A 24,974-nucleotide genomic window follows, 5' to 3' on the forward strand; every position below is an offset into this window, starting at 1 on the left:
CCCGGACTTGATCCGGGATCGCTGGCCGGGCCCCGCCCACCTCTCGGCAAGACGCTTCATCGGAAGCGCCTCGCCTGAAGACAGCCACCGGTCCCGTATCAAGTCCGGGACGACGAGCAGGGGCTTGCGCCATGAGCTTCACTGCATGAACCTCGCAAAAGCCCTCGCCAGCGTCGGCGGACTGACGCTCGCCAGCCGGGTGCTCGGGCTTGCCCGCGACAGCCTGTTCGCCCGCTTCGTCGGCGCAGGCTTCGCTTCCGACGCCTTCCTGATCGCCTTTCGCCTGCCCAACATGTTCCGGGCTCTCTTCGCGGAAGGGGCCTTCGCCTCGGCCTTCATCCCGATGTTCAACCAGAAGGTCACGGACAAGGACGGCCCCGGCCTCCCGGCTGGCATCACTTTCGCCGAAGAGGCGTTGTCGGTGCTGCTGCCCGTCCTGATCGTCATGACCGTGCTGCTCGAAGTGCTGGCCTGGCCGGTGACGCTGCTGCTTTCGGGCGGCTTCAACGACGTCACCCACGACCAGTTCGCCTTCGCGGTCATGCTCAGCCGCCTGACGATTCCCTATCTCGCGCTGATCAGCCTCGTCTCGCTGCTGGGCGGCATCCTCAATTCGCTGAACAAGTTCTGGGTCAACGCCGCCGCGCCGATCCTGCTGAACCTGACGCTGATCGTGGCGCTCCTCGGCTTCCATTCGGACGACCCGCTGATCACCGCGCGCAACCAGGCGATCGGTGTTTCCGTTTCCGGCGCGCTCCAGCTGCTCTGGCTGGTGCTCGCCTGCCGCGCCAACGGGGTGTCGATGCGGCTGCGCATGCCGGTGTGGAACGTCGACGTGAAGCAGTTGCTCAACCTGATCCTGCCTGCGGCTGCCGGGGCCGGAGCGGTGCAGATCAACCTCGTCATCTCCACCGCGCTCGCCGCCTATCTGCTGGCGCACGGCTCGGTGACCTACATCTATATGGCGGACCGGCTGAACCAGCTGCCGCTCGGCCTCATCGGCATCGGGCTCGGCACCGTCCTGCTGCCGACGATCTCGCGCCAGCTCGGCGCGGGGCAGGAAGCCGAGGCGATGGAGACGCAGAACCGCGGCCTCGAACTGGCGCTGCTGCTCACCCTGCCCGCCGCCGTCGCGCTGATCGTCTGCGGAGAGCCGATCGCCGCTGCCCTGTTCGGCTACGGCAAGTTCGACGCGGGCGACGTCGCCCGCACGGCCGAGGCGCTCGCGGCCTTCTCGATCGGCCTGCCGAGCTACATCCTCGTGAAAGTTCTGACGCCCGGCTACTATGCGCGGCAGGATACGAGGACGCCGGTGCGCTACGCGACGATCTCGATGGTCGCGAACCTCGTCGGCAATCTGGTGCTGATCGTGCCGTTGCAGCACATGGGGCCGCCGCTGGCGACGGCGCTGGCTTCCACCCTCAACGTGGCGATGCTGTACCGCACGCTGGTGAAGCGCGGACATTTCACCGTCGATGCACGGCTGAAGCGGCGCGGGCCGAGGCTGGCGCTCGCCGCCGTGGCGATGGGCGCGGCGCTGTGGTTCGGGCAGGACCTGATGATGCCTTATGTGCACGGCACCTGGCTGGTACGCGGGCTGGCGCTGGCCGTGCTCGTTTCGGCGGGCTGCGCGGTCTACGGCATTGCCGCTTTGGCGACCGGCGCCTTCACCCGCGCCGACCTCGCTCTCCTGCGCCGCCGCAAGCGCGCCGCCTGAAGGGTTCCATCGATGCGCGAACGTGCTATGAGCCCCGGCCATGCAGGATCGTGCGATCTTTTCCCACCCACGCTGCGCCCCTTTGCGCCGCGTTCATGGCGATGGCGTTCGGTCACCCGCTGACCGTACCTGCATTCGTGCCCTGTACGGGCGCAACCCTCACATCCATCGACAACTGACTTAAGGACGCGACCATGCGTATCGTCTCCGGTATCCAGCCCACCGGCAACCTGCACCTCGGCAATTACCTCGGTGCGATCCGCAACTGGGTGAAGATGCAGGACGAGGTCACCGCCGAGGGTGGCCAGTGCCTCTACTTCCTGGCCGACCTCCACGCGATCTCGATGCCGCACACCCCCGCCGACCTCGCCGCCAACACGCGCGAGATGGTCGCGGCGCTGGTGGCCTGCGGGCTCGATCCCGACCGCTCGATCCTGTTCAACCAGGCGCAGGTGCCCCAGCACTCCGAGATGCAGTGGCTGCTCAACGGCACCGCGCGCATGGGCTGGCTGAACCGCATGACGCAGTGGAAGGACAAGGCGGGCAAGAACCGCGAAGGCGCCAGCGTCGCGCTGTTCACCTACCCGGTGCTGCAGGCCGCCGACGTGCTGCTCTACCAGGCCACGCACGTGCCGGTGGGCGAGGACCAGAAGCAACACCTCGAACTCGCCCGCGACATCGCGCAGAAGTTCAACAACGACTTCTGCGCCGAAGACGCGCCGCTGTTCACCCTGCCCGCACCGTTCATCCCGCCCGAGGCTGCGCGCATCATGTCCCTGCGCGACGGCACCGCCAAGATGAGCAAGTCCGACCCCTCGGACATGAGCCGCATCAACATGACCGACACCGCCGATGCCATCATGCAAAAGGTGAAGAAGGCCAAGACCGACCCGGAGCCGCTGCCCTCGGAAAAGGGCGGCCTCGAAGGCCGCGCCGAGGCGAAGAACCTCGTTGCGATCTACGCGGTCATGGCGGGCACCACGGTCGAGGCGGTGCTGGCCGAGTTCGGCGGCGAAGGCTTCGGCAAGTTCAAGCCCGCGCTCGGCGAACTGCTGGTCGAGAAGCTGGCGCCGATCAACGCCCGCTTCCTCGAACTGCGCGAGGACCGCGAGCGCCTCGACGCGATCCTGTGCAAGGGTGCGTCCAAGGCCCGCGAACTGGCGATCCCGACGCTGGAAAAGACCTACAACGCCCTCGGCCTCGTGCGGGGTTAAAATTCGTCTGGAAAATGCCCGGTGGGCATTTTCGTAGCAGCACCGGGCCCACTCCCCACCCGACCACCCATAGGGTACTATCGTTGGGTGGTCAGGTGGGGAGTGGGCCGGTGCCGCCAAATCCGCCTGCGGCGGATTTGCAGACAGGCGTTAAAGCCCCAGCAGCTTCGCGCGTCGCCGGACCCACGGTTCGGCGAGCGCGGAGACTACGCCCAACGCTTCCAAGCCTTCCGGGTCGCCCTTGTGCTCTCCGGCGATGAGCAAGCCGAAGACGCGGCGTACGCTCCAGTCGGGGAACGGCCGGTCGATCAGTTCAAGCGCATCGCCCGCACCGACCTCGCCATCCTCGATCACCCGGTAGTACCAGCCCGCCCGGCGCGATTTCACGCATCCGGCGTTGACCTTCGCCCCGTCGAAACGATGATCGAGCTTCCAGCACGGCTGGCGCCCCTGGCTCACCTCGACGAGCGCGCTGCCCATCCGCCAGCGATCGCCGATGAAGATGTCTTCCTCGGTCAGCCCATCGGTCGCGATATTCTCCCCGAAGGCGCCGTAATCGGCCAGCAGCGGATGGTCGCCGATCGCTTCGCGCCACCAGTCATAGTGGTCGTGGGGGTAGTGGTGGATGGCCTTGTCCGGCCCGCCATGGACCGAAAGATCGGCCTGGCTGTCCCCTTCGAGGCCCAGTCGGTGGACCTTCACCCGACCTTGCACCGCCGTCTTGGCGATGGCGCTCGGCTCGTCGGCCGCGCGGAACGGAGCGACCTTGCCGCAAAGTACGGAAAGAATGGGGAACGGACTCGTCATGACCGGGCTTTATTCCTACATGAACGATACGCGATCAAGTCGTGAAGCCGGCCCGAGGGCGGTGGATGCGGGATGAACCGGCGGAACGGTCCGTCGCTCGTCCAAGTCCATTCAACCTCTATTCAGGGCGTTGATTTCACGACAGTATCGTAAAAGAATCGAAGGCCGCGCCGGAGTGGGGCGTCTGGATCTCTTCGGGTTCGTGGAGCAAAGATGATGACACACCATTCCGGATCGCAGCTCGGCAGGCTGAAAATGGCCGCTGCCGCCGTGCTGCTCATGGCGCTCGCCGCGTGCGCGACGCCGTTCAAGGCCGACGTTTCGCGTTTCGCGACCCAGCTCCCCGCCCCGCAGGGCCAGAGCTTCGCGATCGTCGCGGACAATCCCAAGCTCGCCGGCGGGCTTGAATTCAGCCAGTATGCCTCGATGGTCGGCGATCGCATGGCCAAGCTGGGCTACACCCCGGTGGAAGACCCGGCCAAGGCCACGCTGATCGTGCGCTTCGACTACGGCGTCGACAATGGCCGTGAGCGCGTGCGCAGCACTGGCGTGGGCGCAGGCGCGTTCGGCCCGTGGGGCGGCTGGGGTCCCTATGGCGGCGGCTTCTACGGCCGCGGGTTCTACGGTCGCGGCTTCGGCTGGGGCGGCCCGTGGCGCTATGGCTGGTACGACCCGTTCTTCGACAACGGCATTCAGTCCTACACCATCTACACCAGCGGCATCGACCTGAAGATCGACCGCGCCGCAGACGGCCAGCGCCTCTTCGAAGGCAAGGCGGAAGCCGTCTCGACCTCCAATCGCCTGCAGTATGTCGTGCCCAATCTGGTGGAAGCAATGTTCACGAATTTCCCCGGGAACTCCGGAGAGACCGTGCGCATTACAGTCGCGCCCGAGAAGAAATAAGCACGAAATCAGACAGGCTCCCCCTGCGAAGAGTGGGAGACACCGAGGGACGGGTCCGCTGAAATATTGCGGGCCCGTCCTTTTGCTATGGGGCGTCAGGCGCTATCTGGCGCCCCATAGGATTTATTGATGCATAATTTCATGGCCATCCTCTCGCAGCTGTTCTGGGGCGTCACCATCGGCGCCTTGAGTGCTGCGTTCGAGACGCTGGCCAAGGGCGCGATGATGCTGGGCGGCCTCGGCGGTGCGGGCTGGTATGGCCTGAAGTGGCGCAAGGCCCGGCGTGAGCGGGACGGCAAGGGCAAGGACTGACGCTTTTGTCCTGGCTCGTTGAATGGATCTTCGAAGGTCTTATCGAAGCAACCGCCGAAGCGATCCACCACCGTTATGGCTGGGGTGGATGCGCCTCGCTGATCCTGTCGCTCGTCGCGGTGATCGGGGCCTTGCTGTGGTGGGGCGGAGTGTTCAGCTCCGCCGCCTGAATCAGCTCCCCAGCGCGACCACGCCGCCGGTCGAGCCGAAACCGCCCTCACCCCGCGCCGTCTCGTCAAGTTCCTCGACGGCCACCCACGAGGCGCGCGTCACGGGCGCCAGAACCAGTTGCGCGACGCGGTCGCCGCGGCGAATGTCGAAGCCTTCGGCGCCGTGGTTGATGAGGATGACCTTGACCTCGCCCCGGTAGTCCGAATCCACCGTCCCCGGCGAATTGGGCACCGAAATGCCGTGCTTGAGCGCAAGGCCCGAACGCGGGCGTACCTGAATTTCGTAACCCACCGGGATCGCCACCGAGAGGCCGGTGGCCACCGCATGACGCCCACCGGACGGGATCGTCACGTCCTCGGCCGAGACCACGTCCATGCCCGCCGCGCCTTCGGTGGCGTAGACGGGCAGGTCCAGCCCCTGCCCGTGCGGCAGGACCTTGACCATGACGGGGACTTCATTCGGCGAGTGCATCGGCAATCCTTTCGACGAGGGCGCGCGCGACGTCCCCCTTGGGCATTTCGGGAAGGGAAACCACCTCGTCGGCCATGACGATGTGGACGGTATTGGCATCGCCGCCCATGACGTCGCCGGAGACGTCGTTGGCGACGATCCAGTCGGCCCCCTTGCGCACACGCTTGGCCTGGGCATAGCGGATGACGTCCTGCGTCTCCGCCGCGAAGCCGACGACCAGCGGCGGGCGGCGCAGGCCATGGGCAAGGCCGGCGAGAATATCGGGGTTTTCGGTCAGTTCGAGCGGCGCGATGGCGCCGCCGTCCTTCTTGAGCTTCTGGTCGGCCGAGCGCACCACCCGCCAGTCGGCAACGGCGGCGACCATCACCGCAACGTCAGCCGGAAGCGCGGCGTCGACGGCCTCGGCCATCTCCAGCGCGCTCTCGACATCGACGCGGTCGACACCCGGCGGGGTCGGCAGGTGGACCGGCCCTGCCACCAGCGTCACCCGCGCGCCCGCCTCGGCGGCGGCGGCGGCGATGGCGAAGCCCTGTTTGCCCGAGGAACGGTTGGCGATGTAGCGCACCGGGTCGATCGGCTCGTGCGTAGGCCCGGCGGTGACGAGGACGTGCTTGCCGAAAAGCCGCAGCGGCTCGTCGGAGAGCGGGATCAGTTCGAGCGCGCCGGGATCAGTGGCGGGCGCCGCCCGGGCACTGCCCTTGACCGCCAGCGGCGAAGTGCTGGCGGGTATGGCACGCGGCCCGCGCGGGATCATCGTGGCGGAAAGGCCGCCCGGCTCGTCACCGACGATACCTTCGGGGCCATGGCCGAGGCAGCGGGCGATGTGCTCCCAGATTTCCGCCGGTTCGGGCAGGCGGCCTGGGCCGTATTCGCCGCAGGCCATCGCGCCCTCGTCGGGCTCCATCACCTCGACGCCGGAATCGCGCAAGGTCTGGACGTTGCGCTGTGTCGCGGCGTGGAGCCACATGCGCACGTTCATCGCGGGAACCGCGAGCACCGGCTTGTCGGTCGCCAGCAGCAGTGTGGTGGCCAGATCCCCCGCCAGGCCCGCCGCCATCTGCGCGAGCAGGTCCGCCGTCGCCGGGCAGACGACCACGAGGTCGGCCTGGCGGCTGAGCTGGATATGGCCCATCTCGGCCTCGTTCTTGAGGTCCCAGAGCGTCGTGTGGACGGGGTTTTCCGATAGCGCCGCAAGCGTCATCGGGGTGACAAACTTCGCGCCCCCTCGGTCAGCACGCAAGTCACCGAGCCGCCTTCGCGGCGGATGATGCGCACGAGTTCGCAGGCCTTGTAGGCAGCGATGCCGCCGCCCACGATCAGCAGAATGCGCGGTCCGTTCATGACTGGGGCTTCTGCAACAGCGTGAGCATGGGCGCAATCAGTTTGGCACAGGCCCTTGGGCCGCCGCTACCAGTTGCATCACCGCGCGCGGAGCAAAGACCAGCCCGGCGAACATGACCGGCGCGATCATCGCCCCCCAGTAGAAATTGTCCCACCGCCCGACGAGCATGAACGCAAGCCCGTATCCCGCGCAAAGCAGGAACCCCGCCAGCCCCGAGCGACTGCGCCAGCCGAGCCAGCCGAAAGTCATCAGCACCACCGCAGGACCTGCGAGAAAGTGCGGAAGCCAGCGCAAGTTGCTCGACTGCACCACATTGACCAGCCAGCCCGCCATGCCACGCATGACCAGCCATGCCGGGCCGTGCGGGTCGCTCGGCAGCACGTCCCTCGCGATGATCGAGAGGTGCCAGGCGAGGCCCGCGAAAAACACCGCGATCAGCAGGGCCCACGCCGCGCTCTCGCGCCAGTTGCGGTTCCACAGCGCGAAAGCGGCCATGAGCAGCACGTAAGGCAGCGTCAGTTCACGAATCGCCAGCGCCAGCGCGGCGCAGAGGAAGGCCGCGATCCAGCGCCCACCCTGTCCGTCCCGGCCGATCCGGTGCAGGCCGAAGGACAGCGCGATCAGGCCACCGGCCCAGAGTTCATGCAACGGAAAATAGTGCCGGTTGAGCTGCAGAGAGGCACCCACGAATACCATAGCGGCACCCAGACGCTGCACACGGCCGCCATCGTCCGTGTCCACGCCCAGACGGCGCCACCATACCGCGACGATTCCCAGCATGAGCGCCATCGCCGCGGCCATCTGGCCGCGCTCGCCGAGCATCGCGTTGATATAGGCCAGCGTCGGCAGGCGCACCGCGATGCCGGGGTTCACCGGATAGTTGCGCGCCCTCTGCTCGGGCACGATGAAGTCGTAGTAGTTCTCGCCCTTCTGGATGCGGGCGATGGCGACCTCGTACAGCGCGAGGTCCTCGTCATAGGGCTTGTCCGGGGTGATGACGGCCTGGCCCCCGCGTCCACCGGCCCTTCGACCGCACCCTCCCACGGCGAGCGATTGCCCGGCTTGTTGGTCGGCGCGATCATCGAGGCGATCAGCACCAGCGCCAGCAGCGCAAGCGCCAGCCGGGCAAGTCCGGGCGAGAGCCGCGCGAAGCGGCCCCTGTCCGTCAGTTCAGAAGAGTCCAGTACGTCAGTGCCCACGCTGCCGCGCCCCCAAGGATTGCGGCTAGAGCATAGCCACCCCAGTGGTTACTTTCGCGTTTACGGCGCTCCCAGATCAGCTCCACCTCGGGCAGCGGAGCCTGTTCCGGCGCGCCGCCCTTGGGCGGGAAGCGGTCCTCGATCCGGCGAACCAGCGCGGGCAGGCGCATCAGCGTCTCGATATCCTCGCGCACCCGGTCGACGATCATCGCCTCGGGGCCGAGTTCGTCGCGGATCCAGTCCTTCACGAAAGGCGCCGCGACGTCCCACATGTTGATCTCGGGATCGAGGGCGGTGGCCAGCCCCTCGACCATCACCATGGTCTTCTGCAGCAGCAGCAGGTGCGGCTGCACCGCCATGTCGAAATCGCGGGTGATCGCGAAGAGCCCATCGAGCATCTGTCCGACCGACAGCTCCGACACCGGCTTGCCGCGCATCGGTTCGCCCACGGCACGCAGCGCGGTCGCGAATTCCTCGACCGTGTGATAGCTGGGGACGTACTGCGCCTCGAAGTGGATTTCGGCGACGCGGCGGTAATTGCCGGTGGTCAGGCCGTAGAGGATTTCCGCCAGCCACAGCCGCGCCTGACGGTTGATCCGGCCCATGATGCCGAAGTCGATCGCGACGATCGTGGTATGTTCCGGCGCCCCCTGCACGAACAGGTTGCCCTGGTGCATGTCGGCATGGAAAAACCCGCAGGCAATCGCCTGCGTAAGAAAAGTCAGCACCAGCCTGCGCGCGAGCTTGGGCATGTCGTGCCCGGCCTCGCGCAGCGCCGCGAGGTTGCTCATCTTGATGCCGTCGATCCATTCGACCGTCAGCACCGAGCCGTTGGTGCGGTCCCAGTCGATATCGGGAACGCGGTAATCCTCGATCCCCTTCATCGCATCGGCGAGTTCGGAGGCCGAGGCGGCTTCGCGGCGAAGATCGAATTCGCGCTGGGTCCAGCGCTTGAGGTTGGCGATCACGGCACGCGGACGCAACCGCGCCGCTTCGTTGCCAAGCGCCTCGAGATGCGCTGCGGCCCATTCGTACGTCTCGACGTCGTGCGCGAACTGCTCGCGGATGCCGGGACGCAGCACCTTGACGGCGACGTCGCGCCCGTCCGGCGTAACCGCGCGGTGGACCTGCGCGATCGAGGCGGCGCCTACCGGAGTTTCCTCGATCGAGGCGAAGATGCGCTCGAGCGGGCGGCCGAAGGTGCTCTCGATCTGCGCGCGGATCGCCGCGAAGGGCACGGGCGGCAAGCTGTCCTGCAAGGTCAGCAGGTTGTGCGCAGGACCTTCGCCGACGAGGTCGGGCCGGGTGGCGAGCGCCTGCCCCAGCTTGATCGCGGCGGGGCCGATCTCCTGGAAGGCGCCGGCATAGTCGGGCTCGGCCGGCTGGCGCGTGCCGAAGCGCGCGATCCGGCACAGGCGCTTGACCGGCGCCGGGGCATTGCGGTCGTTCTCGATCCCGCGCAGCGCCCCATGGCGCGCGAGGACGCGGCCCCACTTGAGGAGACGCGCGATGTGGACGGGGGTGGAAGTCACCGGATCGTCAGACCTTCCAGCCCGAATGGATCGCGACGAGGCCGCCGAGAATCGGCTCGACCTTGGTATGCTTGAACCCGGCCTTGCGGATCATCCCTTCGAATTCCGGCATCGGCGGGAAACGGCGGATCGATTCGATCAGGTAGCGGTACAGAATCCGCGTCCCCGGCGATCATCGAGCCGATCTTCGGGACCAGCTTGTGCGAATAGGCGTCGTAGACTTCCTTGAAGCCCGGCCATTCGGTGGTCGAGAATTCGAGGCAGAAGAAGCGGCCGCCGAACTTGAGCACGCGGTGCGCCTCGGCCAGCGCCTTGTCGATGTGGGTGACGTTCCGGATGCCGAAGGCGATCGTGTAGGCGTCGAAGAAATGGGCCGGGAAGCTCAGTTCCTCGGCGTTCTGGCGCGACCACACCAGCGTGTCGATGCCGCGCTCCATCGCGCGCTCGATACCGACGTCGAGCATGTCCTGGTTTATATCCGAGACGGTGACCACCGCGCCCTCGGCTTCCATGCGAAAGGCGATGTCGCCCGTACCGCCCGCCATGTCGAGGATCTGCTCATCGGGCCGCGGACGCACGCGGCGCACGAACTTGTCCTTCCACAAGCGGTGCATGCCCACCGACATGGCATCGTTCATCACGTCGTACTTGCGCGCGACGGAGGAGAAGACGGCGCCGACGCGGCTTTCCTTGTCCTCGGCCGCGACGTCTTCATAGCCGAAGGAAACGGTTTCGCTGCCGGTTTCGGGGCCGGCCTGGCCACTGATTTCGCTGCTCATGGCGCAGTCCTCTAAACGGCCGGGCGCGCCTGCGCCACCGCTTTTACCGCAAGGATGTGACGGGATTCGTCATGCACAGGCGCCGCCGCCTGCGGCATTCTTGTCCGCGTCCCCATTCCCGGAGAAACGCGATGGCCGAAATGTCCCTCCAGCCCACCTTCAGCCTCGCGCCCGAGAAGCTGTGGCAGGCGATCAATCCCTGGACCTGGACGTTCGAGGGCTCGCAGGTCGGGCTGGTCAACGTCAACATCGGCGAGACCAAGTACCCCGAGACCGAGCGCGCGATCCTCGATGAAGTCGGCAGTTACGGCCGTCAGCTGGGCCGGATCGGCGATGCCCTGGAAGTGCTGATCGCCCATTTCGACACGGCCCGGCTCTCCGAGGCGGAGCGCGACGCATTGACGATCCTCGAAGGCGACCTCGCCAAGATCCGCCGCATCAAGGCTCGCGAACGGAAGAAGGCGCAGTGAACTTGCCAGCCCGGCCCAATGAAGGCACCCTCCCTTCAGGGGAAAACAGGAGGAAGAACCAATGACCGACTTCGACCCAAGACCCGCGAGTTCGGCGCCTAAGTCGGGTTTCGACTTCAACCAGCCGACGATCATAAACCTGCTCTATCTCGCATCCTACGTGACCGGAGTGACGGGCATCGTCGGCGTCGTGCTCGCCTATGCCTGGCGCGGGGACGCGAAGGCCGCATGGGAGGTGTCGCACTACGAATATGCGATCCGCACGTTCTGGCTGTTCTTCCTCGGCATGGCGGTAGGCACGATCCTGACGCTCGTGCTGATCGGCATCCCGATCCTGATCGCGGTGTCGGTTCTGGTGATCGTGCGCTGCGTGATGAGCATCCTCAACGCGCAGAAGCAGGTGCCGATGCCCAATCCGGGCAGCTGGCTGGTCTAGAATTCAGACCCATCCGTCGTTGCGAGCGTAGCGAAGCAATCCAAGGCTGTTGAACTCCGCCCTGGATTGCTTCGCTACGCTCGCAATGACGATTTTATGAGGCGGTTGCGGGCGGCGCCTTCTCAAAAGGCACGATACGCGAGGTACGCCAGACCCGCCGCCTGCACCGCGGCGATGGTGTGGAGCTGGGCGACGAAGGGTTGCTTGCGCGTCTTGTGCCGGAAGGCCCGGCGCCCGGCATAAGCGCCGGGCGTCCCGCCCGCGAGCGCCAGAAACAGCAGGCGTGCTTCCGGGATACGCCGTTCTCCCCGCCGCGCGCGGGCCTTGTCGATACCGAAAGCAGCGAAGGCGACGAGGTTGAGCCCCGCCGCCAGCACCCACAGAACGTCCGTCAAATTCAGGCCGGTCACAGGCGGGCGAAGATCGACACCGCAAGGTTGATCCACAAGGCGAGCGTGAACAGAATGCCCAGAACGAAGGCCCCGCCCCGGTGCGCCGGGTTATTGTAGGTCATGTGGATCAGGCTCTGCACCACCCGCGCGGCGACGTAGCCCCAGGCGAAGATCAGTGTCCAGCGTCCCACGACCGCCACCACGAAAGCGGTGAGGCAGGCGGCATAGAACAGCGTCGGCAGTTCGAACAGGTTATCATAGTGCCGCACCGCCGCGCGGGCGCTTTCGGGCTCGGGCGGGCCGATGTGCGCACGGTAGTAGTCGGGATCCATCGACTTGATGATACCGGTGCGGGCGACCGCCATGCGCACGAAAGCCACGAACGTCAGCGCGACCACCACCAGCATCGGCAGGAAGATCAGGGTCGGGTTATGGGACATGCGGCGGCCTCCTTCATTGATGGTTCCGCGTAAGCGAGCGGGTATCGCCCGGTCAGTTGCCGGGCGTTGCAGCCGTATCCGGCGCCACGTCCGCAGGCGCAGCGGCCTCCGGTTCGTCCTGTTCGTCCGGGAGCGGACCACCCTCGGGCCCCAGCTTCTCCCAGGCCTCGTCGGCGTCGGTCGGCGGCGGAGGCGGAGCGGCGGCGACGATCGGTTCGGGCTTGAGCCGGGATTTCGGGGTGCGGATGGCGTAATGGTCGCCGCCGTCCTTGCTGAAGGCATAGACCTGGGTGAACGGCACACGGTACTCGGCCGTCCCGTCCGAGACGATCACTTCGTTACCGGCGAGGCGTTCGACGGTGCCGATGGCGAAGCCGTCGTCATCGACGAGCGGAAGGCCATGGACGAGTTCCTCGCGGGACACATTGCGCACGGTGACCGCGTTCTCGTCAAGCAGGGCGCGCTTGCCCGCCTTGCTGTCAGCGGAGACGGGGGCCGGCGTCTGGGCGAGCGCCGGCGAGGCGGTGATTGCAGGAGCGAGCGCAAGCGCGCTCAGCAGCAGCATGGTACGGGGCAAGACCGTTTCTCCGGACAGAATTCTCAGGAGAAATGCGCATGAAGCACGCCGGTTGCCAAGAGCTACCCGCTGCGGGCGGCCGGAAACATCCGGCAGAGTAGGAAATTGAACGGCCGGACGGCGGGAATGGAGGAAAAATTGCCCCCATTCCCGATCCGATACGACTTACTCCGCCGCCACTTCGCCGAACAGGCCGGGCTCGGAACCGTCGTCCACCAGCGGCTCGTCGTTCGCGCGCACCTTCTTGCGCGAGTCGAAGTTGGCCCACACGGTGTTCCAGTCGCCGCGCGTCGCGCCCTTCGAATATTCCGTGGAGCGCGTCTCGAAGAAGTTGGCATGCTCGACGCCGTTGAGCAGCGGCTGCAGCCAGGGCAGCGGGTGGTCCTCGATCAGGTAGATCGGCTTCATGCCCAGCTGGCCGAGGCGCCAATCGGCGATATAGCGGATGTACTTCTTGATATCCTTGGGCGTCATGCCCGGCACCGGACCCAGCTCGAAGGCGAGGTCGATGAAGTTGTCCTCGAGACGGATCGTGGTCTGGCACTGGTCGGCGATATCGTCCTTCACCGCCTTGGTGAGGCAGCCACGCTCTTCGCAGAAGGCGTGAAACAGCTTGATGATGCCTTCGCAGTGCAGCGATTCGTCGCGCACCGACCACGAGACGATCTGGCCCATGCCCTTCATCTTGTTGAAACGCGGGAAGTTCATCAGCATCGCGAAGCTGGCGAACAGCTGCACGCCCTCGGTGAAGCCGCCGAACATCGCCAGGGTGCGGGCGATGTCCTCGTCGTTGTCGACGCCGAACTTCTGCAGGTAGTCGTGCTTGTCCTTGAGTTCCGAATACTCAAGGAACGCGCCGTACTCGCTCTCGGGCATGCCGATGGTGTCGAGCAGGTGCGAATAGGCGGCGATGTGCACCGTCTCCATGTTGGAGAAGGCGGTGAGCATCATCTTGATCTCGGTCGGCTTGAAGACGCGCGCGTACTTCTCGTGGTAGCAGTCCTGCACTTCCACGTCGGCCTGCGTGAAGAAGCGGAAGATCTGGGTGAGCAGGTTGCGCTCATGCTCCGAGATGTTCTGCACCCAGTCGCGGCAGTCCTCGCCCAGAGGCACTTCCTCGGGCAGCCAGTGGACCTGCTGCTGGATCTTCCAGTAGTCGTAAGCCCAGGGATATTCGAAGGGCTTGTAGGTCTTGCGGGCTTCGAGAAGGGACATGGGCGGCTCCGGTGGATCGTCTGAAATTGCGTTCACCCACAACGCTTTCACGCTTGGGCGGAAAGGCCAGAGATAGGCAAGATCGCGCGCAAATCGAGTGCGTGAATCATCTTCCCACAGGAATATGTGGGGGCAAGGAAAAAGTGCAGCCCCAAGGGGTTGTGGGTGTGATTAATTTCGCCGCCCTCGCATGAATCCCCGGATTGTGCCGGTCAGAGGACTTCGGCGACGCCTTTCAGGCTCTCTCCCAGCTTGTCGATCGCCTGCGCTTTCAGCTGGTGCACACGCGGGATCGAAACTTGCAAGACCTCGGCGATCTCAGCGAGGTTCAGTTCCTCGACGAAGTAGAGCTGCACGATCAGCTTGAGCCGATCCGGCAGGTCGGTGATCGCCGCGATGACCGCGCCGCACATCTCGACATCGACCAGCATCGCGAAGCTGTCAGGCGTTTCCGTGGCGCAGGTCATCGACTGATCGGAATAGACCTTGTCAATCGGCTCGAAGCGCATCGGGCGGGCGGCGTCCTGCAGCGAAACCAATTCGCACTCGCCAATGCCCATCGCCTGTGCCAGTTCGTCGGGCCTCGGATCGCGGCCGAGCCAGCCCCGGAGCTGCGTCTCTTTGTCGGCCAGCATGCGGCGTCGCTCGGACGTCCCGCGCGTGCCCGGCGCGGCGCACGAGGTCCAACATCGCCCCCTCACCCGCATCTTGGCGTAGGCGGCGAAGCCGTCCTCAGTCTGAAGGTCGCGCATCTGCACGCATTCGGTGAGGGCCGCCAGGCCCAACTGCGCTAGATCCTCTCCGGGCGGCCCGATGCCGTGGACGTACCAGGCTTACCGCTTAACCATCGGCAGGAGGCGGCGAACCCGGTCGGCCACGTTGCCCTCGTTAGCGCTGCGGGCGGAAAAGGACATCTGGTCGATATTCATGCGACCCAACTTTCTTCGGAGGCGCTTTCTTCAACGGGGGCGGAAAGGCCCATCGCATCATGGGGCCGGCCGGCGCAGCCGATCTCGTCGATCACTTCGATCGGCTGCGCCGCAGGCATTCGGAGATCGAGGGGACCAGGCACAGCAGCGCGGCGAGCGCGCGAAGTGCTGGGCTCCACCACTAGTGCCAGCGGCAGGGAATGCACGACGGCATCGCCGAAGACCGCTTCCACCGCATCGAGGGCGCGGCCGACCACGAAGCGCTAATCCCCACCGACCCGCATGACCCGAGGAACCGGTGGATTTCGGTGTCGGTGATGGATTGAGGAGGTGCGACTGACTGCTGGGGCTTCGACAAGCTCAGGGTGAGCGGCAGTAGCGCAAACCTCCAAACCCGCTCAGGCTGAGCTTGTCGAAGCCCCGAGCCCAAACGCATCCATTGCCACCGCGATGCCCCTCCCCTTGCTTCGCCTCCCGCATCACCACACCCTCCCCGCAAAAGGGAGAGCCTCATGCAATTCACCGGCCCCGCCGAGGACCGCGCCGCCATCCGCGAACTGATGGAGACGTACGCCGACGCCGCATCGCGGATCGACAAGGCGCAGTGGCTCGATTGCTGGGCGCCCGATGCCGAGTGGATCACCAGCCACGCCGAAGTCCGGGGCCACGAGGCCCTCTCCCGCACCTGGGACGATCTGTTCGCCACGATGGAGGCGATGGTCTTTTTCGCCATGCCCGGCGCGATCCAGGTTTCGGGCGACACTGCCAAGGGCCGCTGCCACGTGCGCGAAATCGCCCGGATCGAAGGCAAGGTGATGAAATTCGCCGCCCGCTACGACGACGAACTCGTCCGCCATGGCGCGCGCTGGCGCTTCGCCCGGCGCATTTACGCCATGAACATCGCCGAATAGCGCGCGCCTCTTGCGGCGGGACGGCCGCGCGATTAGGAAAGCCGCGTCGAAGCGCTCATCCCGAGCCTTTCGACAAAGATCGCGCCGGTGCCCCGCAAGGGGCTTAAAAGGGAACGCGGTGAGGATGTTCTCATCCAAATCCGGGGCTGTCCCTGCAACTGTAAGTGGCGAGCGCGATGCATAGGCCGGTGCCCCGAAGGTGGACACCGGCAGCCACTGGGCCGGACGCTGCGACATGCGAGGCCACGGGAAGGCCATGCATCAAGCGATGACCCGCGAGCCAGGAGACCTGCCTGCGTCCGGTCGCTCTTGCCTTGGTCCAGGGGATGGCCGCGGCACGGAACTGTCCGTCTGAGCGACGCAACGTGCGGCGGGGGCCGCATCGGCGCGAGGGACGCCGGGCGCTGCCGCGTCCGTCCGGGGCCTCCCGTGCCGACCGCGCCGACGGCGCGGCAGTCCCCGTCAGGTCGCCGACGCGAAGACGGATCATGACGCCGATGTCGCCTGCGAAAACCCCTCTAAAGAGCCGGATAACTGTGCTCTTTTCCGTACTTGTCGCCGCCAACCTCCTCGTTTGGGGCTGGGCCTTCAGCCTGTTCCACGCCAGCCCGGTGATGCTGGGCACCGCCCTCCTCGCCTGGAGCCTCGGCCTGCGCCACGCCGTCGACGCCGACCACATCGCCGCCATCGACAACGTCACTCGCAAGCTGATGCAGGAGGGCCAGCGCCCGATCACCGTGGGCCTGTGGTTCGCGCTCGGCCATTCCGCCATTGTCCTGATCGCCGCGACTACCATCGCGCTGGCAGCAGGCACTCTCGATGATTTCGAGGCGTTCGGCCGCTCGGGCGGGGTGATCGCCACGATCATTTCGGCGACCTTCCTGTTCCTGATCGCGATCATGAACCTCGCGATCCTGCGCGGGGTCTGGCAGCGCTTCGTCGAAGTACGGCGCGGCGGGACCTATGCCGAGGAAGACCTTGACATGCTGCTCGCCGGGCGCGGGCTGATCGCGCAGATCCTGCGCCCCGTGTTCCGGCTGGTGCGCCATGCCTGGCACATGGCGCCGCTCGGTTTCCTGTTCGGCCTCGGTTTCGACACCGCCACCGAAGTCGCCATCCTCGGTCTGTCCGGCGCCCATGCGGCAGACGGGATTTCGTTGGGCTCGGTACTTGTATTCCCGGCGCTGTTCGCAGTTGGCATGGCGCTGGTCGATACCGCCGACGGCGTCATCATGCTGGGGGCCTACGAGTGGGCCTTCGTCAAGCCGATCCGCAAGCTCTACTACAACATCGTCATCACGGCCATCTCCGCCATGGTGGCGCTGGTGATCGGCTCGATCCAGACCGCCGCGCTGCTGTCGGAGAAATTCGGGCTGGAGGGCGGCGTATGGTCCGGGGCGGCCTCGCTTTCGGAGCAGTTCAACACGCTGGGATTCCTGATCATCGGCCTGTTCGTGGTGTGCTGGTTACTGAGCTGGGCCGTGTTCCGCTGGGGCGGGCTGGACTCGGTAGAGATGCGGGCAACGGCCAACCCACCCCGCTGCGACTAGGTCGCAAACGACCAACCCTCGGTCCCTCCCGCAAGCGGGAGGGACCGAGAGTGGATCTTTTTCAACGCAAGAAAGCCCGGACCATGAGGAACCACGGCCTTTTCGAGATCTTCCGGGACAGGAAGGCTCTACATAACATTGCGTTATTAGTGCAGCAGCGAGAGGACGCTCTACTGGCTCTGGTTGGCCCGTGCGAGCATCGCGGTGTGGCCCTTCGGTCGTCAATGCCTATGTCACCACCAAAGTGGACGGCGCACCCGTCGTCATCCCCTCCCGGCCGGGCTTCTGACGGGACAGTTCGGGGAAACCTGTCAGCCCGGCTGCCGGTTCAGGCTGTCAGTGAAGGCGGATGGAAGTCGAGGCCAACTGGACATCAGCGGCATGCGGCGCGCGCTCGCCCTTCGCCAGCACCGCAGCGACGTGCCCGGCCAGCATCGCCAGCGCAAGCGTCGAGCCCTCAGCAATGGCCTCCTCGGAGCCGCCCGGCGGCACCACGGTCGCAAGGCAGGTGTCGTGACTGCCGCGCGACAGCATGAAGGGCATGTCCGGGCCGATGATCTCAAGCACGGCGCTCATCGCCGCGCCGCATTCGAGCATCGCATCGATACGCACACGGTCGAGCGGTATGGCACCGTCGATGCCGACGCCGTCCAACAAGGCCAGCGCTTCGCGAATACGGTCGATCTCCTCGCACGCGGCACTGCCCGCGCAATCGTGGAGGAAGTCACGCAGACGCCTCGCATGAGCGCGATCGCCGCCGACATTGTTCGAAGTACTTGCCATTGCCTTATCGTTTTCTTTCGCGTCCGAAGGGTGCGCCACAGTCCCCAGACGTGGCCCGGCGTCAATACGCAGTTCCATATAGCCCGGATTCGCTGTCCCACCTTGTTACATCTTATAGAGGCTAGGTGAAACACCCGTGTATTCAGGGCTGCGCAGACTCCTTGCGGAAATCCCCTTAGGGAAACCGCCTCTAGAGCCGCGCTATCGCGTCAAGTCTATCAGCCACCCAGTCCGGCTCGGTAAGCATCAGGTCATGTCCAGTCTCTATATCCCAGACCCTACCGTGAGATCTCTCGGTCAGTAACTTCATGTCACGCCCCGATATTGTCGAGGTGCAGACGATATGGCTCTCCGGAATGGCGCGCATCGCGGCTTCCCGGGTGAGCACGAGGTTCTGCTCGAAGCATCGCCATGGCTGGACGGTCAACCGGGCATCGATCCATGGTCCCAGCACCGAATCGGTCACTCCGAAAAATGCGGCCATGCCGGGCATCGCCGCCATAACGACTCGCACGCCGTCGATCTCATTCAACCCTTGCCTGGCGCCATGGATGGCTTCGTAAGCGTGCTCGCAAAGTGATTCGCCGTCGCGCGGATAGGCCGCGTCGAGATAGACGCGGTGGCCGACACGTTCGGGTTTGCGGTCCGCCGCGCCGGTGATGACCATGTCGCCATAACTGTGGCCGACGAGGATCGCGTCAGTGAGATCCTCGAAATCCAGAAGCCCGGCGATGTCGGCAATGTGAGTGTCGAGATCGATCGTGGCGCTTAACAGGTGCGCGCGGTCGGCAAGGCCGCTCAGCGACGGTGCGTGCACATCGTGCCCGAGCGCCCGCAACCGCTGCGCTACCGGCTTGTAGCCCCAGCCGCCGTGCCCGCCGCCATGGACCCGAACGAAAGTCGACACGCCGCCCCCTGATTATGATCCACAAAGGATCACATCAGTGCGCTTGTGTCAGGCGCCGACAATCTCCTGGCGTGCCGCAAACCATGCGATCATGCGGTCGATCGCGTCCTCGATCTCGGGTGTGGAGACCGCGAAGCTCAGGCGGATGAAACGATGGCCGTCGACCGGATCGAAGTCGATGCCGGGCGCCGTGGCGACGCCGGTGTCGGCAAGCAGTTGGCGGCAGAAGGCGAAGCTATCGTTGGTCAGGTGGCGGATGTCGGCCCAGATATAAAAGGCACCGTCCGGCGGCGCGATCCGTTGCAGGCCCAGGCGAGGCAGCGCCGCCAGCAAAAGCTCGCGGTTACGGGCGTAGCTCGCGTGGTGTCCTTCCAGTTCCTCGACGCAGTCGAAGGCTACCAGCCCGGCATGCTGCGCCAGCACCGGCGGGGTCAGGAACAGGTTGGCGATCCGCGCCCGCGCCGCGTCAATCAGGTGGGGCGGGACGACCAGCCAGCCCAGTCGCCAGCCGGCCATCGAGAACCACTTGGAAAAGCTGTTCACCACCAAGGCCTCCGGCACGTGCTGCAGCACGGAGTCCGCCGTCATGCCGTAGGTCAGTCCGTGATAGATCTCGTCGGAGATGACGGTGATGCCTTTGCGCGCACAAACCTCGGCGATGGCCGCAAGCTCCTCGGGCGCGATGACGGTCCCGGTGGGGTTCGCCGGGCTGGCGAGGATCAGTCCTTCCGGCGCCGGGTCGAGCGCGTCGAGCGCGGCGGCAGTGACCTGATAGCGCTCGGCCGGCCCGCAGGGCAGTTCGACCGGCTCGATGTAGAGCGTGCGCATGGCATTGCGGTACGCGACGTAGCCCGGGCGAGCGAGCGCCACCCGCGCGCCGGGACGGAACAGGCACGACAGCGCCAGCACGAAGGCCGGCGATGCGCCGCAGGTCAGGAACACCTGCTCGGGCGAAACCATGACGCCATAAGCTTCGGCATAGTGACGCGCGATCCGCTCGCGCAGTGCCGGGCTTTCCCAGTATCCGCCCGCCTCTGCATCCAGCACCGCGTGGGCGGCGGCGATGGCGGCAGCTGGAGCCCCCGTCGAGGGCTGGCCGTATTCCATGTGGATCACGTCGCGCCCCTCGGCGGCGAGTTCGTAGGCGAGACGGCCGATGGTGGTGGCGTGGAAGGGTTCGACGTGCGCGATCATGCCCGCCTGCTACGCGCAGCAAGGGCGCGATGCAATGCGGGCGCCTTGCGGGATCGGTGCGATGCGCGCTCAGGATGCGAAGACGGTGTAGATCCGCGCGTCGAACAGCCACCGGCCGTCCAGCCGCACAGATCGGTCGTGATATTCGCCGGTGACCTCCTTGTCAGTGCCAGTGATCCGCGCCACCATCATCGCATTGGCCCGCGCAGTATCGCCCGTGACCTCGATCATCAGGTTATGGATCAGCGGCACCGGATGCGGCCTTCCCTTTCCTTCGAGCAGAAACGCAACCAGTGCCTGCGGAGTGTCAAACCGCTGGCGCACGACGTGTTCGGCACGGTCCGGCGCACCGGAGCGGACCTCGAAAGTGCCCGTTGAAGCGAAAAGCTTTGAAATGTCCTCATAGGCCTCTCGCCGCACGGCGCGGGCATAGCCGTGAACGAGATCGGCGATGGCGCTTTGTGCCTCAATCCGGGCCAGGCGGTCTTCGGTCATGCGGCTGCCCCTTCACTCGCATCCCGCCGCTCGCAGGCGGCGCGGATCGCCGCGAAGCGAGGCTCGACGCTGCGCCAGACGCGGGTGTGAGTGACGATGCAGGGTTCGTCGGCTTCGATGCCCGCCAGTACCATCGCGCCGACATGGTCGGGCGTCACGCTGGAGAGCGGCATCGCCCCCGCATACTGACGGATCTCGCCCCCAACCTTGCGGGTGTTCTCGGCGAGGTTCGTGGCGACATAGCCGGGGCAAAGGAGCGACACGCCGACGCCATGCGGCGCCATCTCCTGCCGCAGAGCCTCGGTAAGCGCGGTCACGCCGAACTTGGCGACGGCATAGGCCCCCACGCCGGGCACGCTCGCGGTGAGACCGGCCTGGGAGGACGTATTCACGATATGCCCCCTGCCTCTCGCCCGCATGTCGGAGGCGAAAGCGAAGACGCCATTGGCGATGCCGGTGAGATTGATCGCCACGATGCGATCGAAGCTGGCAGGGTCCATATCCGCGAACTCGCGACCGTTGGGAGCGATGCCGGCATTGTTGACCAGTACGTCGACCGGCCCGAAAGCGCCCTGCGCCTCGGCCTTGGCCCGTGCCCAACCGTCCCGGTCGCGGGTATCGAGCATGACGCCGTGCACCGCCTCGCCCCGATCGCCCAGCACCGCGTCGAGGCGTTCTGCATCGATGTCGGCGATGGTCACCCGGATGCCCCTGCGGACCATCGCATCGACGATACCTAGGCCGATGCCGCTCGCCCCGCCGGTGACGAAGGCGTGCCGTGCCTCGCTCAAATCCATGGTTTTCACCTCTCCTGATCGCGACCTCGCCGCTTTGAGGGAATTTTGAAGAAGCGGGCACCGCCTTGCAATCGGCAACACCGCTGTTCATCACCGCCGGGACGATAAGAACAGGGAGATGCGCCGCCATGACTGTGGACGATGTGATCGCGGCTGCACGCAGCCAGACCGGACTGACCGAAATCGGCGACCCGGCCGCACTGGAAGGACTACAGAGGCTGATCGATGCCTATGCCGAAGAGGCACGCTTCACCGAGCGCGGCACGCAGCTCGCGCAGCGCGATCTGGTGAAGTACATGGCGGGCCGCATGCGGATCGAAGACTGGCTGGCCCGTCATCCCGAACTCCTCGAGCGCCCCGTCGAAAAGCCGATGTTCGTCTTCGGCCTGCCGCGCACCGGGACCACTCTGGTCATCAACCTGCTCGCCGCCGACCCCAAGCGCCGCTCGTTCCTGCGCTGGGAATCGCATGATCCGGTGCCGCCGCCGCATTTCCACGAACTGGCTGCCGGTCCTCGCTGGAAGGCGATGCAGGACCAGACGCAGGCCTCGCTGCAATATATGCCGCAGATCGCCGCTATCCATTATGAGGACGCGCATAGCCCGACCGAGTGCCAGTTCTCGATGACCTACTCGTTCTGTGCGCAGGTGTTCAGATCGCAGGCCGACATTCCGAGCTATCGCCACTGGCTGCTGCACGAGGCCGACTATCGTCCGGCGTTCCGCTTCCACAAGCGGCTGCTGCAGCTCCTGCAGGCCGAGACGGGAGGGCGATGGACGCTCAAGAACCCGTGGCACCCGTTGTTTCTGGATGCGCTGTACGAGGTCTACCCCGACGCGCAGTTGGTCATGACCCACCGCGATCCCGCCGACGTACTGGGATCCATCGGCAGTCTGATCGAGAACGTGCGGCGGATCTATTCGGACGAGATCGACCTGGAAGGCATCGGCCGGACCTTTATGGAGACCTTCGCGCTGATGATCGAGCGGCAGGACGCATTCCGCGCCGCCCATGGTGCGGATGCCATTCTCGACGTCCAGTACATCGATGTGATGAAGGACCCCATCGGCACCTGCCGCAGCATCTACGACCACTTCGGCGAGCCCTTCACGCAAGAGGCAGCGGCCGGGATGGAAGCCTACATGGCAGCCAATCCCAAGGGCAAGCACGGCAAGCACGACTACTCGCTGGAACGCTACGGCCTCACGCGCGAGGGGGTTCATGCCGCATTCGCCGACTATATCGAGCGCTACCGTATCCCCGTGAAACAGGGCGCATGACGCATCTCGGCAAGCGCTACGGCCAGCTCGTCCAGATGAGCTATGCCACGCGCGACATGGACGCGGCCCTCGCCCATGCCGAGACGCAGCTGGACATCACCGGCCTGCGCCGCAGCAGAATCCGAGATTGAGGTGCTGTCCTACGGAGAACGCCGCAGACTGGGCGTGAAATCCGCGATCGCCAACGTCGCAGGCCCCCGCGGCCTGCGCCAGTTCGAGATCATCGAGCCGGTGTCTGGCGTGACGGGTATCTACACCGACGCGGTGGACCTTTCGGCGCAGGTCCTCGCCTTTCACCACATCGGTATCGCCGTGCCGGGACCTTATACAGAATGGGAGGCCCTCCTCCACGACGTGCGCGCGAGCGGGGACGCGCTGGCCCTGCAGTTCCCCGCCGAACCGTCCGCCCAAGCCGGGATTTGCTTCTGCTACGTCGATACACGCGAGAGGATCGGCCACTTCACGGAATACCTGTGGGCCGACCCTTCGCTGGCGGGAATAACGGTCGCGCCCTGGCTCTAGGTGCCGTCGCTATTGGCGCTGACGATGCCGGGACGCTCCGCGCCCATGCCCGAGAAGCCGATCGAATAACCACCGTCCACCGGCAGAATCACCCCGGTGATGTAGGCGGCCTCGTCGCTGGCGAGGAACAGGGCGGCGGAGGCGATATCCTCGGCGCGGCCCCAGCGGCCCATCGGTATCCCGGCCAGCGTGGGAAAGCCCTCCGGCGGCGAGTCGTGCGATTTCGATGCCTCGACCAGTCCGGTCCACATGGTGCCCGGGGCCACGGCGTTCACACGGATGTTCCGGTCCGAATAGTCGAGTGCCGCGACCTTGGTGAGCTGGTGCACGCCCGCCTTGGCCGAACTGTAGACGCCGTGGTGCTTCCACCCCACCACCGCCGAAGCCGAACTGGTGTTGACGATCGCACCGCCGCCCGTCTTCAGCATGGATTCGATACCGTACTTCATGCCCAGGAAGACGCCGCGAATGTTGGTGGCGTGAACCTTGTCCCACAACTCGGTCGTCTGGGCATGCAGGGGGCCCATCCCGCCGCCGAAACCGGCATTGTTGCACAGCACGTCGAGCCGACCGAAACGCTCCTCGGCCCTGGCGATCATGGCCTGGACTTGCGCCTCGCTGGAGACGTCGCAATGGATCGAGACGGCATCGCCACCGAGATCGGCCGCAACCTCGTCTTCATTGCCCGAAATGTCGGCCAGCAGCAGCCTGGCCCCTTCCGCATGGAACAGCTGCGCCATCGCGCGCCCCATCCCGGAACCTGCACCTGTGATTATGCAGACCTTGTCCTGAAGCCTTCCGGCCATTTTCCTTCTCCCTTCAAGCCGATGTGTCGATCGTCGGCCGGATCGATATTTCCGAGATGTTCGCGCGGCGCGGCATGGCGAGGATGAAGACGATGGCCTCTCCGATGTCGCGGGGCTTCACCGCACCTTCCTTCGCCACATGCGCCTGGATCGCGGCGCGCCAGTTGGGATCGGAGATGTTGTCGCCCACTTCGGTCTCGGTCGCGCCCGGCATCAGCGTCGTGACGCGGACATTGCGGCCGCCCAGTTCCTGCCGCATGCCATCGGTCATCATGTTGACCGCGTGCTTGCTGGCGGAATAGGCGCTGGTCATCGGCCCACCCTTGCGACCGGCGAGCGAGGAGATGGTGATGATGTCGCCCTCTCCCTGCTCCAGCATGTGCGGGACGGCGGCAGCACAGGTATAGACGGTGCCCATCAGGTTGATGTCGATGACTCGCCGGTAGATCGCGGTGTCGCAGTTCTCGATGCCCCCGCCTCCATGATTCCTGCCGAGTTGATCAGGATGTCGATGCGCCCCAGCTTCTCGACCGTCTCTCCCACCGCGCGGCGGGCGTCGTCCTCCACGGTCATGTCACCCGGAATGGCCAGCGCCGTTCCACCCTCTGCCTCGATCCGGGCGACGAGGCCCGACAATCGCTCCGCCCGGCGCGCCGACAGGACGACGGCCGCACCGGCTTCCGCCAGGCACAGCGCCGCCGCCTCGCCGATGCCCGACGAGGCCCCGGTCACGAGCGCGACTTTTCCTGCAAGGGGTTTGGTCATCGGCGGCAATCTCCCGTTCGTTTTCGTATGCATTGGCTGCCCCCGAGCCGCCGCACAG

The 24,974-nt window shown here is 65.8% G+C and carries 28 protein-coding genes, 3 pseudogenes and 1 riboswitch; of the genes and pseudogenes, 12 read left to right on the top strand and 19 right to left on the bottom strand.

Annotated elements, in window-relative coordinates; translation table 11 throughout:
• Window positions 1–145: 145 nt before the first annotated feature.
• Window positions 146–1,717 (top strand): murein biosynthesis integral membrane protein MurJ, encoded by a 1,572-nt coding sequence (gene murJ, locus KZO24_RS12300; RefSeq protein WP_271182060.1) that lies wholly within the window; start codon window positions 146–148, stop codon window positions 1,715–1,717.
• Window positions 1,718–1,911: 194 nt separating this feature from the next.
• On the top strand, window positions 1,912–2,931 hold the full coding sequence (gene trpS / locus KZO24_RS12305; RefSeq protein WP_008833119.1) for a tryptophan--tRNA ligase: 1,020 nt from the start codon (window positions 1,912–1,914) through the stop codon (window positions 2,929–2,931).
• 150 nt (window positions 2,932–3,081) lie between these two features.
• Here the strand turns inward: trpS and KZO24_RS12310 are convergent, their stop codons facing one another.
• Window positions 3,082–3,738 carry an MOSC domain-containing protein gene (locus tag KZO24_RS12310; protein ID WP_271182061.1) on the bottom strand — a complete coding sequence of 219 codons (657 nt, stop codon included), beginning with the start codon at window positions 3,736–3,738 and terminating at the stop codon, window positions 3,082–3,084.
• Window positions 3,739–3,954: 216 nt separating this feature from the next.
• On the opposite strand from KZO24_RS12310, the gene KZO24_RS12315 reads away from it, so the two are divergent.
• From KZO24_RS12315 to KZO24_RS12325, 3 genes are all read left to right on the top strand, one after another.
• Window positions 3,955–4,641, top strand: coding sequence for a DUF4136 domain-containing protein (locus KZO24_RS12315; RefSeq protein ID WP_036526466.1), 687 nt, complete (start codon window positions 3,955–3,957; stop codon window positions 4,639–4,641).
• 129 nt (window positions 4,642–4,770) lie between these two features.
• Window positions 4,771–4,953 (top strand): hypothetical protein, encoded by a 183-nt coding sequence (locus KZO24_RS12320; protein ID WP_008833122.1) that lies wholly within the window; start codon window positions 4,771–4,773, stop codon window positions 4,951–4,953.
• A 5-nt stretch (window positions 4,954–4,958) separates the two neighbouring features.
• Window positions 4,959–5,123 carry a hypothetical protein gene (locus KZO24_RS12325; protein WP_271182062.1) on the top strand — a complete coding sequence of 55 codons (165 nt, stop codon included), beginning with the start codon at window positions 4,959–4,961 and terminating at the stop codon, window positions 5,121–5,123.
• A 1-nt stretch (window position 5,124) separates the two neighbouring features.
• Here KZO24_RS12325 and dut read toward each other — a convergent pair whose 3' ends face one another.
• From dut to KZO24_RS12350, 5 genes and pseudogenes are all read right to left on the bottom strand, one after another.
• On the bottom strand, window positions 5,125–5,595 hold the full coding sequence (gene dut, locus KZO24_RS12330; RefSeq protein ID WP_008833123.1) for a dUTP diphosphatase: 471 nt from the start codon (window positions 5,593–5,595) through the stop codon (window positions 5,125–5,127).
• Window positions 5,579–6,936 (bottom strand): annotated as a pseudogene (locus tag KZO24_RS12335) (bifunctional phosphopantothenoylcysteine decarboxylase/phosphopantothenate synthase). The gene dut and the pseudogene KZO24_RS12335 overlap by 17 nt, the downstream one beginning before the upstream one ends.
• A gap of 37 nt (window positions 6,937–6,973) precedes the next feature.
• Complete coding sequence (locus KZO24_RS12340; RefSeq protein WP_486486283.1) at window positions 6,974–7,981, bottom strand: hypothetical protein; 1,008 nt, start codon at window positions 7,979–7,981, stop codon at window positions 6,974–6,976.
• A gap of 121 nt (window positions 7,982–8,102) precedes the next feature.
• Window positions 8,103–9,668 carry a 2-polyprenylphenol 6-hydroxylase gene (gene ubiB / locus KZO24_RS12345; RefSeq protein ID WP_271182064.1) on the bottom strand — a complete coding sequence of 522 codons (1,566 nt, stop codon included), beginning with the start codon at window positions 9,666–9,668 and terminating at the stop codon, window positions 8,103–8,105.
• Window positions 9,669–9,675: 7 nt separating this feature from the next.
• A pseudogene (locus tag KZO24_RS12350) lies at window positions 9,676–10,447 on the bottom strand (class I SAM-dependent methyltransferase).
• A gap of 131 nt (window positions 10,448–10,578) precedes the next feature.
• Here KZO24_RS12350 and KZO24_RS12355 point away from each other — a divergent pair.
• On the top strand, window positions 10,579–10,917 hold the full coding sequence (locus KZO24_RS12355) for a hypothetical protein (protein WP_271182066.1): 339 nt from the start codon (window positions 10,579–10,581) through the stop codon (window positions 10,915–10,917).
• A gap of 61 nt (window positions 10,918–10,978) precedes the next feature.
• Complete coding sequence (locus tag KZO24_RS12360; protein WP_271182067.1) at window positions 10,979–11,353, top strand: DUF4870 family protein; 375 nt, start codon at window positions 10,979–10,981, stop codon at window positions 11,351–11,353.
• 122 nt (window positions 11,354–11,475) lie between these two features.
• On the opposite strand, the gene KZO24_RS12365 is transcribed toward KZO24_RS12360, so the two are convergent.
• From KZO24_RS12365 to KZO24_RS12390, 6 genes are all read right to left on the bottom strand, one after another.
• Window positions 11,476–11,763, bottom strand: coding sequence for a DUF1294 domain-containing protein (locus KZO24_RS12365; RefSeq protein ID WP_486486284.1), 288 nt, complete (start codon window positions 11,761–11,763; stop codon window positions 11,476–11,478).
• Window positions 11,760–12,185: an MAPEG family protein gene (locus KZO24_RS12370; RefSeq protein WP_271182069.1), complete on the bottom strand. Its 426-nt coding sequence runs from the start codon at window positions 12,183–12,185 to the stop codon at window positions 11,760–11,762. Before KZO24_RS12370 ends, KZO24_RS12365 begins: the two co-directional genes overlap by 4 nt.
• Before the next feature lie 52 nt (window positions 12,186–12,237).
• The gene (locus KZO24_RS12375) at window positions 12,238–12,762 is read right to left on the bottom strand and encodes a hypothetical protein (protein ID WP_271182070.1); all 525 of its coding nucleotides are present in this window, start codon (window positions 12,760–12,762) and stop codon (window positions 12,238–12,240) included.
• A 165-nt stretch (window positions 12,763–12,927) separates the two neighbouring features.
• The gene (locus tag KZO24_RS12380) at window positions 12,928–13,977 is read right to left on the bottom strand and encodes a ribonucleotide-diphosphate reductase subunit beta (RefSeq protein ID WP_271182071.1); all 1,050 of its coding nucleotides are present in this window, start codon (window positions 13,975–13,977) and stop codon (window positions 12,928–12,930) included.
• 212 nt (window positions 13,978–14,189) lie between these two features.
• Window positions 14,190–14,762: a sigma-70 family RNA polymerase sigma factor gene (locus KZO24_RS12385; RefSeq protein WP_486486285.1), complete on the bottom strand. Its 573-nt coding sequence runs from the start codon at window positions 14,760–14,762 to the stop codon at window positions 14,190–14,192.
• 140 nt (window positions 14,763–14,902) lie between these two features.
• Window positions 14,903–15,163, bottom strand: coding sequence for a hypothetical protein (locus tag KZO24_RS12390; protein WP_271182073.1), 261 nt, complete (start codon window positions 15,161–15,163; stop codon window positions 14,903–14,905).
• Window positions 15,164–15,418: 255 nt separating this feature from the next.
• On the opposite strand from KZO24_RS12390, the gene KZO24_RS12395 reads away from it, so the two are divergent.
• Window positions 15,419–15,817 (top strand): nuclear transport factor 2 family protein, encoded by a 399-nt coding sequence (locus KZO24_RS12395; protein ID WP_271182074.1) that lies wholly within the window; start codon window positions 15,419–15,421, stop codon window positions 15,815–15,817.
• Between the two features lie 68 nt (window positions 15,818–15,885).
• Window positions 15,886–16,128: riboswitch (cobalamin riboswitch) on the top strand.
• A 186-nt stretch (window positions 16,129–16,314) separates the two neighbouring features.
• Window positions 16,315–17,367: a HoxN/HupN/NixA family nickel/cobalt transporter gene (locus KZO24_RS12400; protein ID WP_486487173.1), complete on the top strand. Its 1,053-nt coding sequence runs from the start codon at window positions 16,315–16,317 to the stop codon at window positions 17,365–17,367.
• 336 nt (window positions 17,368–17,703) lie between these two features.
• On the opposite strand, the gene KZO24_RS12405 is transcribed toward KZO24_RS12400, so the two are convergent.
• The 5 genes from KZO24_RS12405 to KZO24_RS12425 form a co-directional block, all read right to left on the bottom strand.
• On the bottom strand, window positions 17,704–18,150 hold the full coding sequence (locus KZO24_RS12405) for a hypothetical protein (RefSeq protein ID WP_271182076.1): 447 nt from the start codon (window positions 18,148–18,150) through the stop codon (window positions 17,704–17,706).
• Between the two features lie 190 nt (window positions 18,151–18,340).
• Complete coding sequence (locus KZO24_RS12410) at window positions 18,341–19,057, bottom strand: alpha/beta fold hydrolase (protein ID WP_271182077.1); 717 nt, start codon at window positions 19,055–19,057, stop codon at window positions 18,341–18,343.
• A gap of 48 nt (window positions 19,058–19,105) precedes the next feature.
• Window positions 19,106–20,251, bottom strand: a complete 1,146-nt coding sequence (locus tag KZO24_RS12415; RefSeq protein ID WP_271182078.1) for a pyridoxal phosphate-dependent aminotransferase — start codon at window positions 20,249–20,251, stop codon at window positions 19,106–19,108.
• A 69-nt stretch (window positions 20,252–20,320) separates the two neighbouring features.
• Window positions 20,321–20,746, bottom strand: a complete 426-nt coding sequence (locus KZO24_RS12420) for a nuclear transport factor 2 family protein (RefSeq protein ID WP_486486286.1) — start codon at window positions 20,744–20,746, stop codon at window positions 20,321–20,323.
• Window positions 20,743–21,543 carry an SDR family oxidoreductase gene (locus KZO24_RS12425; protein WP_271182080.1) on the bottom strand — a complete coding sequence of 267 codons (801 nt, stop codon included), beginning with the start codon at window positions 21,541–21,543 and terminating at the stop codon, window positions 20,743–20,745. Before KZO24_RS12425 ends, KZO24_RS12420 begins: the two co-directional genes overlap by 4 nt.
• 128 nt (window positions 21,544–21,671) lie before the next feature.
• Between KZO24_RS12425 and KZO24_RS12430 the strand changes: the two genes are divergently transcribed.
• The 3 genes from KZO24_RS12430 to KZO24_RS12440 are packed head-to-tail and all read left to right on the top strand — an operon-like array spanning window position 21,672 to window position 23,345.
• The gene (locus KZO24_RS12430) at window positions 21,672–22,823 is read left to right on the top strand and encodes a sulfotransferase family protein (RefSeq protein WP_486486287.1); all 1,152 of its coding nucleotides are present in this window, start codon (window positions 21,672–21,674) and stop codon (window positions 22,821–22,823) included.
• Complete coding sequence (locus tag KZO24_RS12435; RefSeq protein WP_486486288.1) at window positions 22,820–22,954, top strand: hypothetical protein; 135 nt, start codon at window positions 22,820–22,822, stop codon at window positions 22,952–22,954. Before KZO24_RS12430 ends, KZO24_RS12435 begins: the two co-directional genes overlap by 4 nt.
• Window position 22,955: 1 nt before the next feature.
• Window positions 22,956–23,345, top strand: coding sequence for a hypothetical protein (locus KZO24_RS12440; RefSeq protein ID WP_486486289.1), 390 nt, complete (start codon window positions 22,956–22,958; stop codon window positions 23,343–23,345).
• Here KZO24_RS12440 and KZO24_RS12445 read toward each other — a convergent pair.
• Window positions 23,342–24,151: an SDR family NAD(P)-dependent oxidoreductase gene (locus tag KZO24_RS12445; protein ID WP_271182083.1), complete on the bottom strand. Its 810-nt coding sequence runs from the start codon at window positions 24,149–24,151 to the stop codon at window positions 23,342–23,344. The genes KZO24_RS12440 and KZO24_RS12445 overlap by 4 nt on opposite strands.
• A 13-nt stretch (window positions 24,152–24,164) precedes the next feature.
• A pseudogene (locus KZO24_RS12450) lies at window positions 24,165–24,949 on the bottom strand (SDR family oxidoreductase).
• Window positions 24,950–24,974: the final 25 nt, after the last annotated feature.

The sequence above is a fragment of the Novosphingobium sp. NFX11 genome (genome assembly GCF_057376415.1).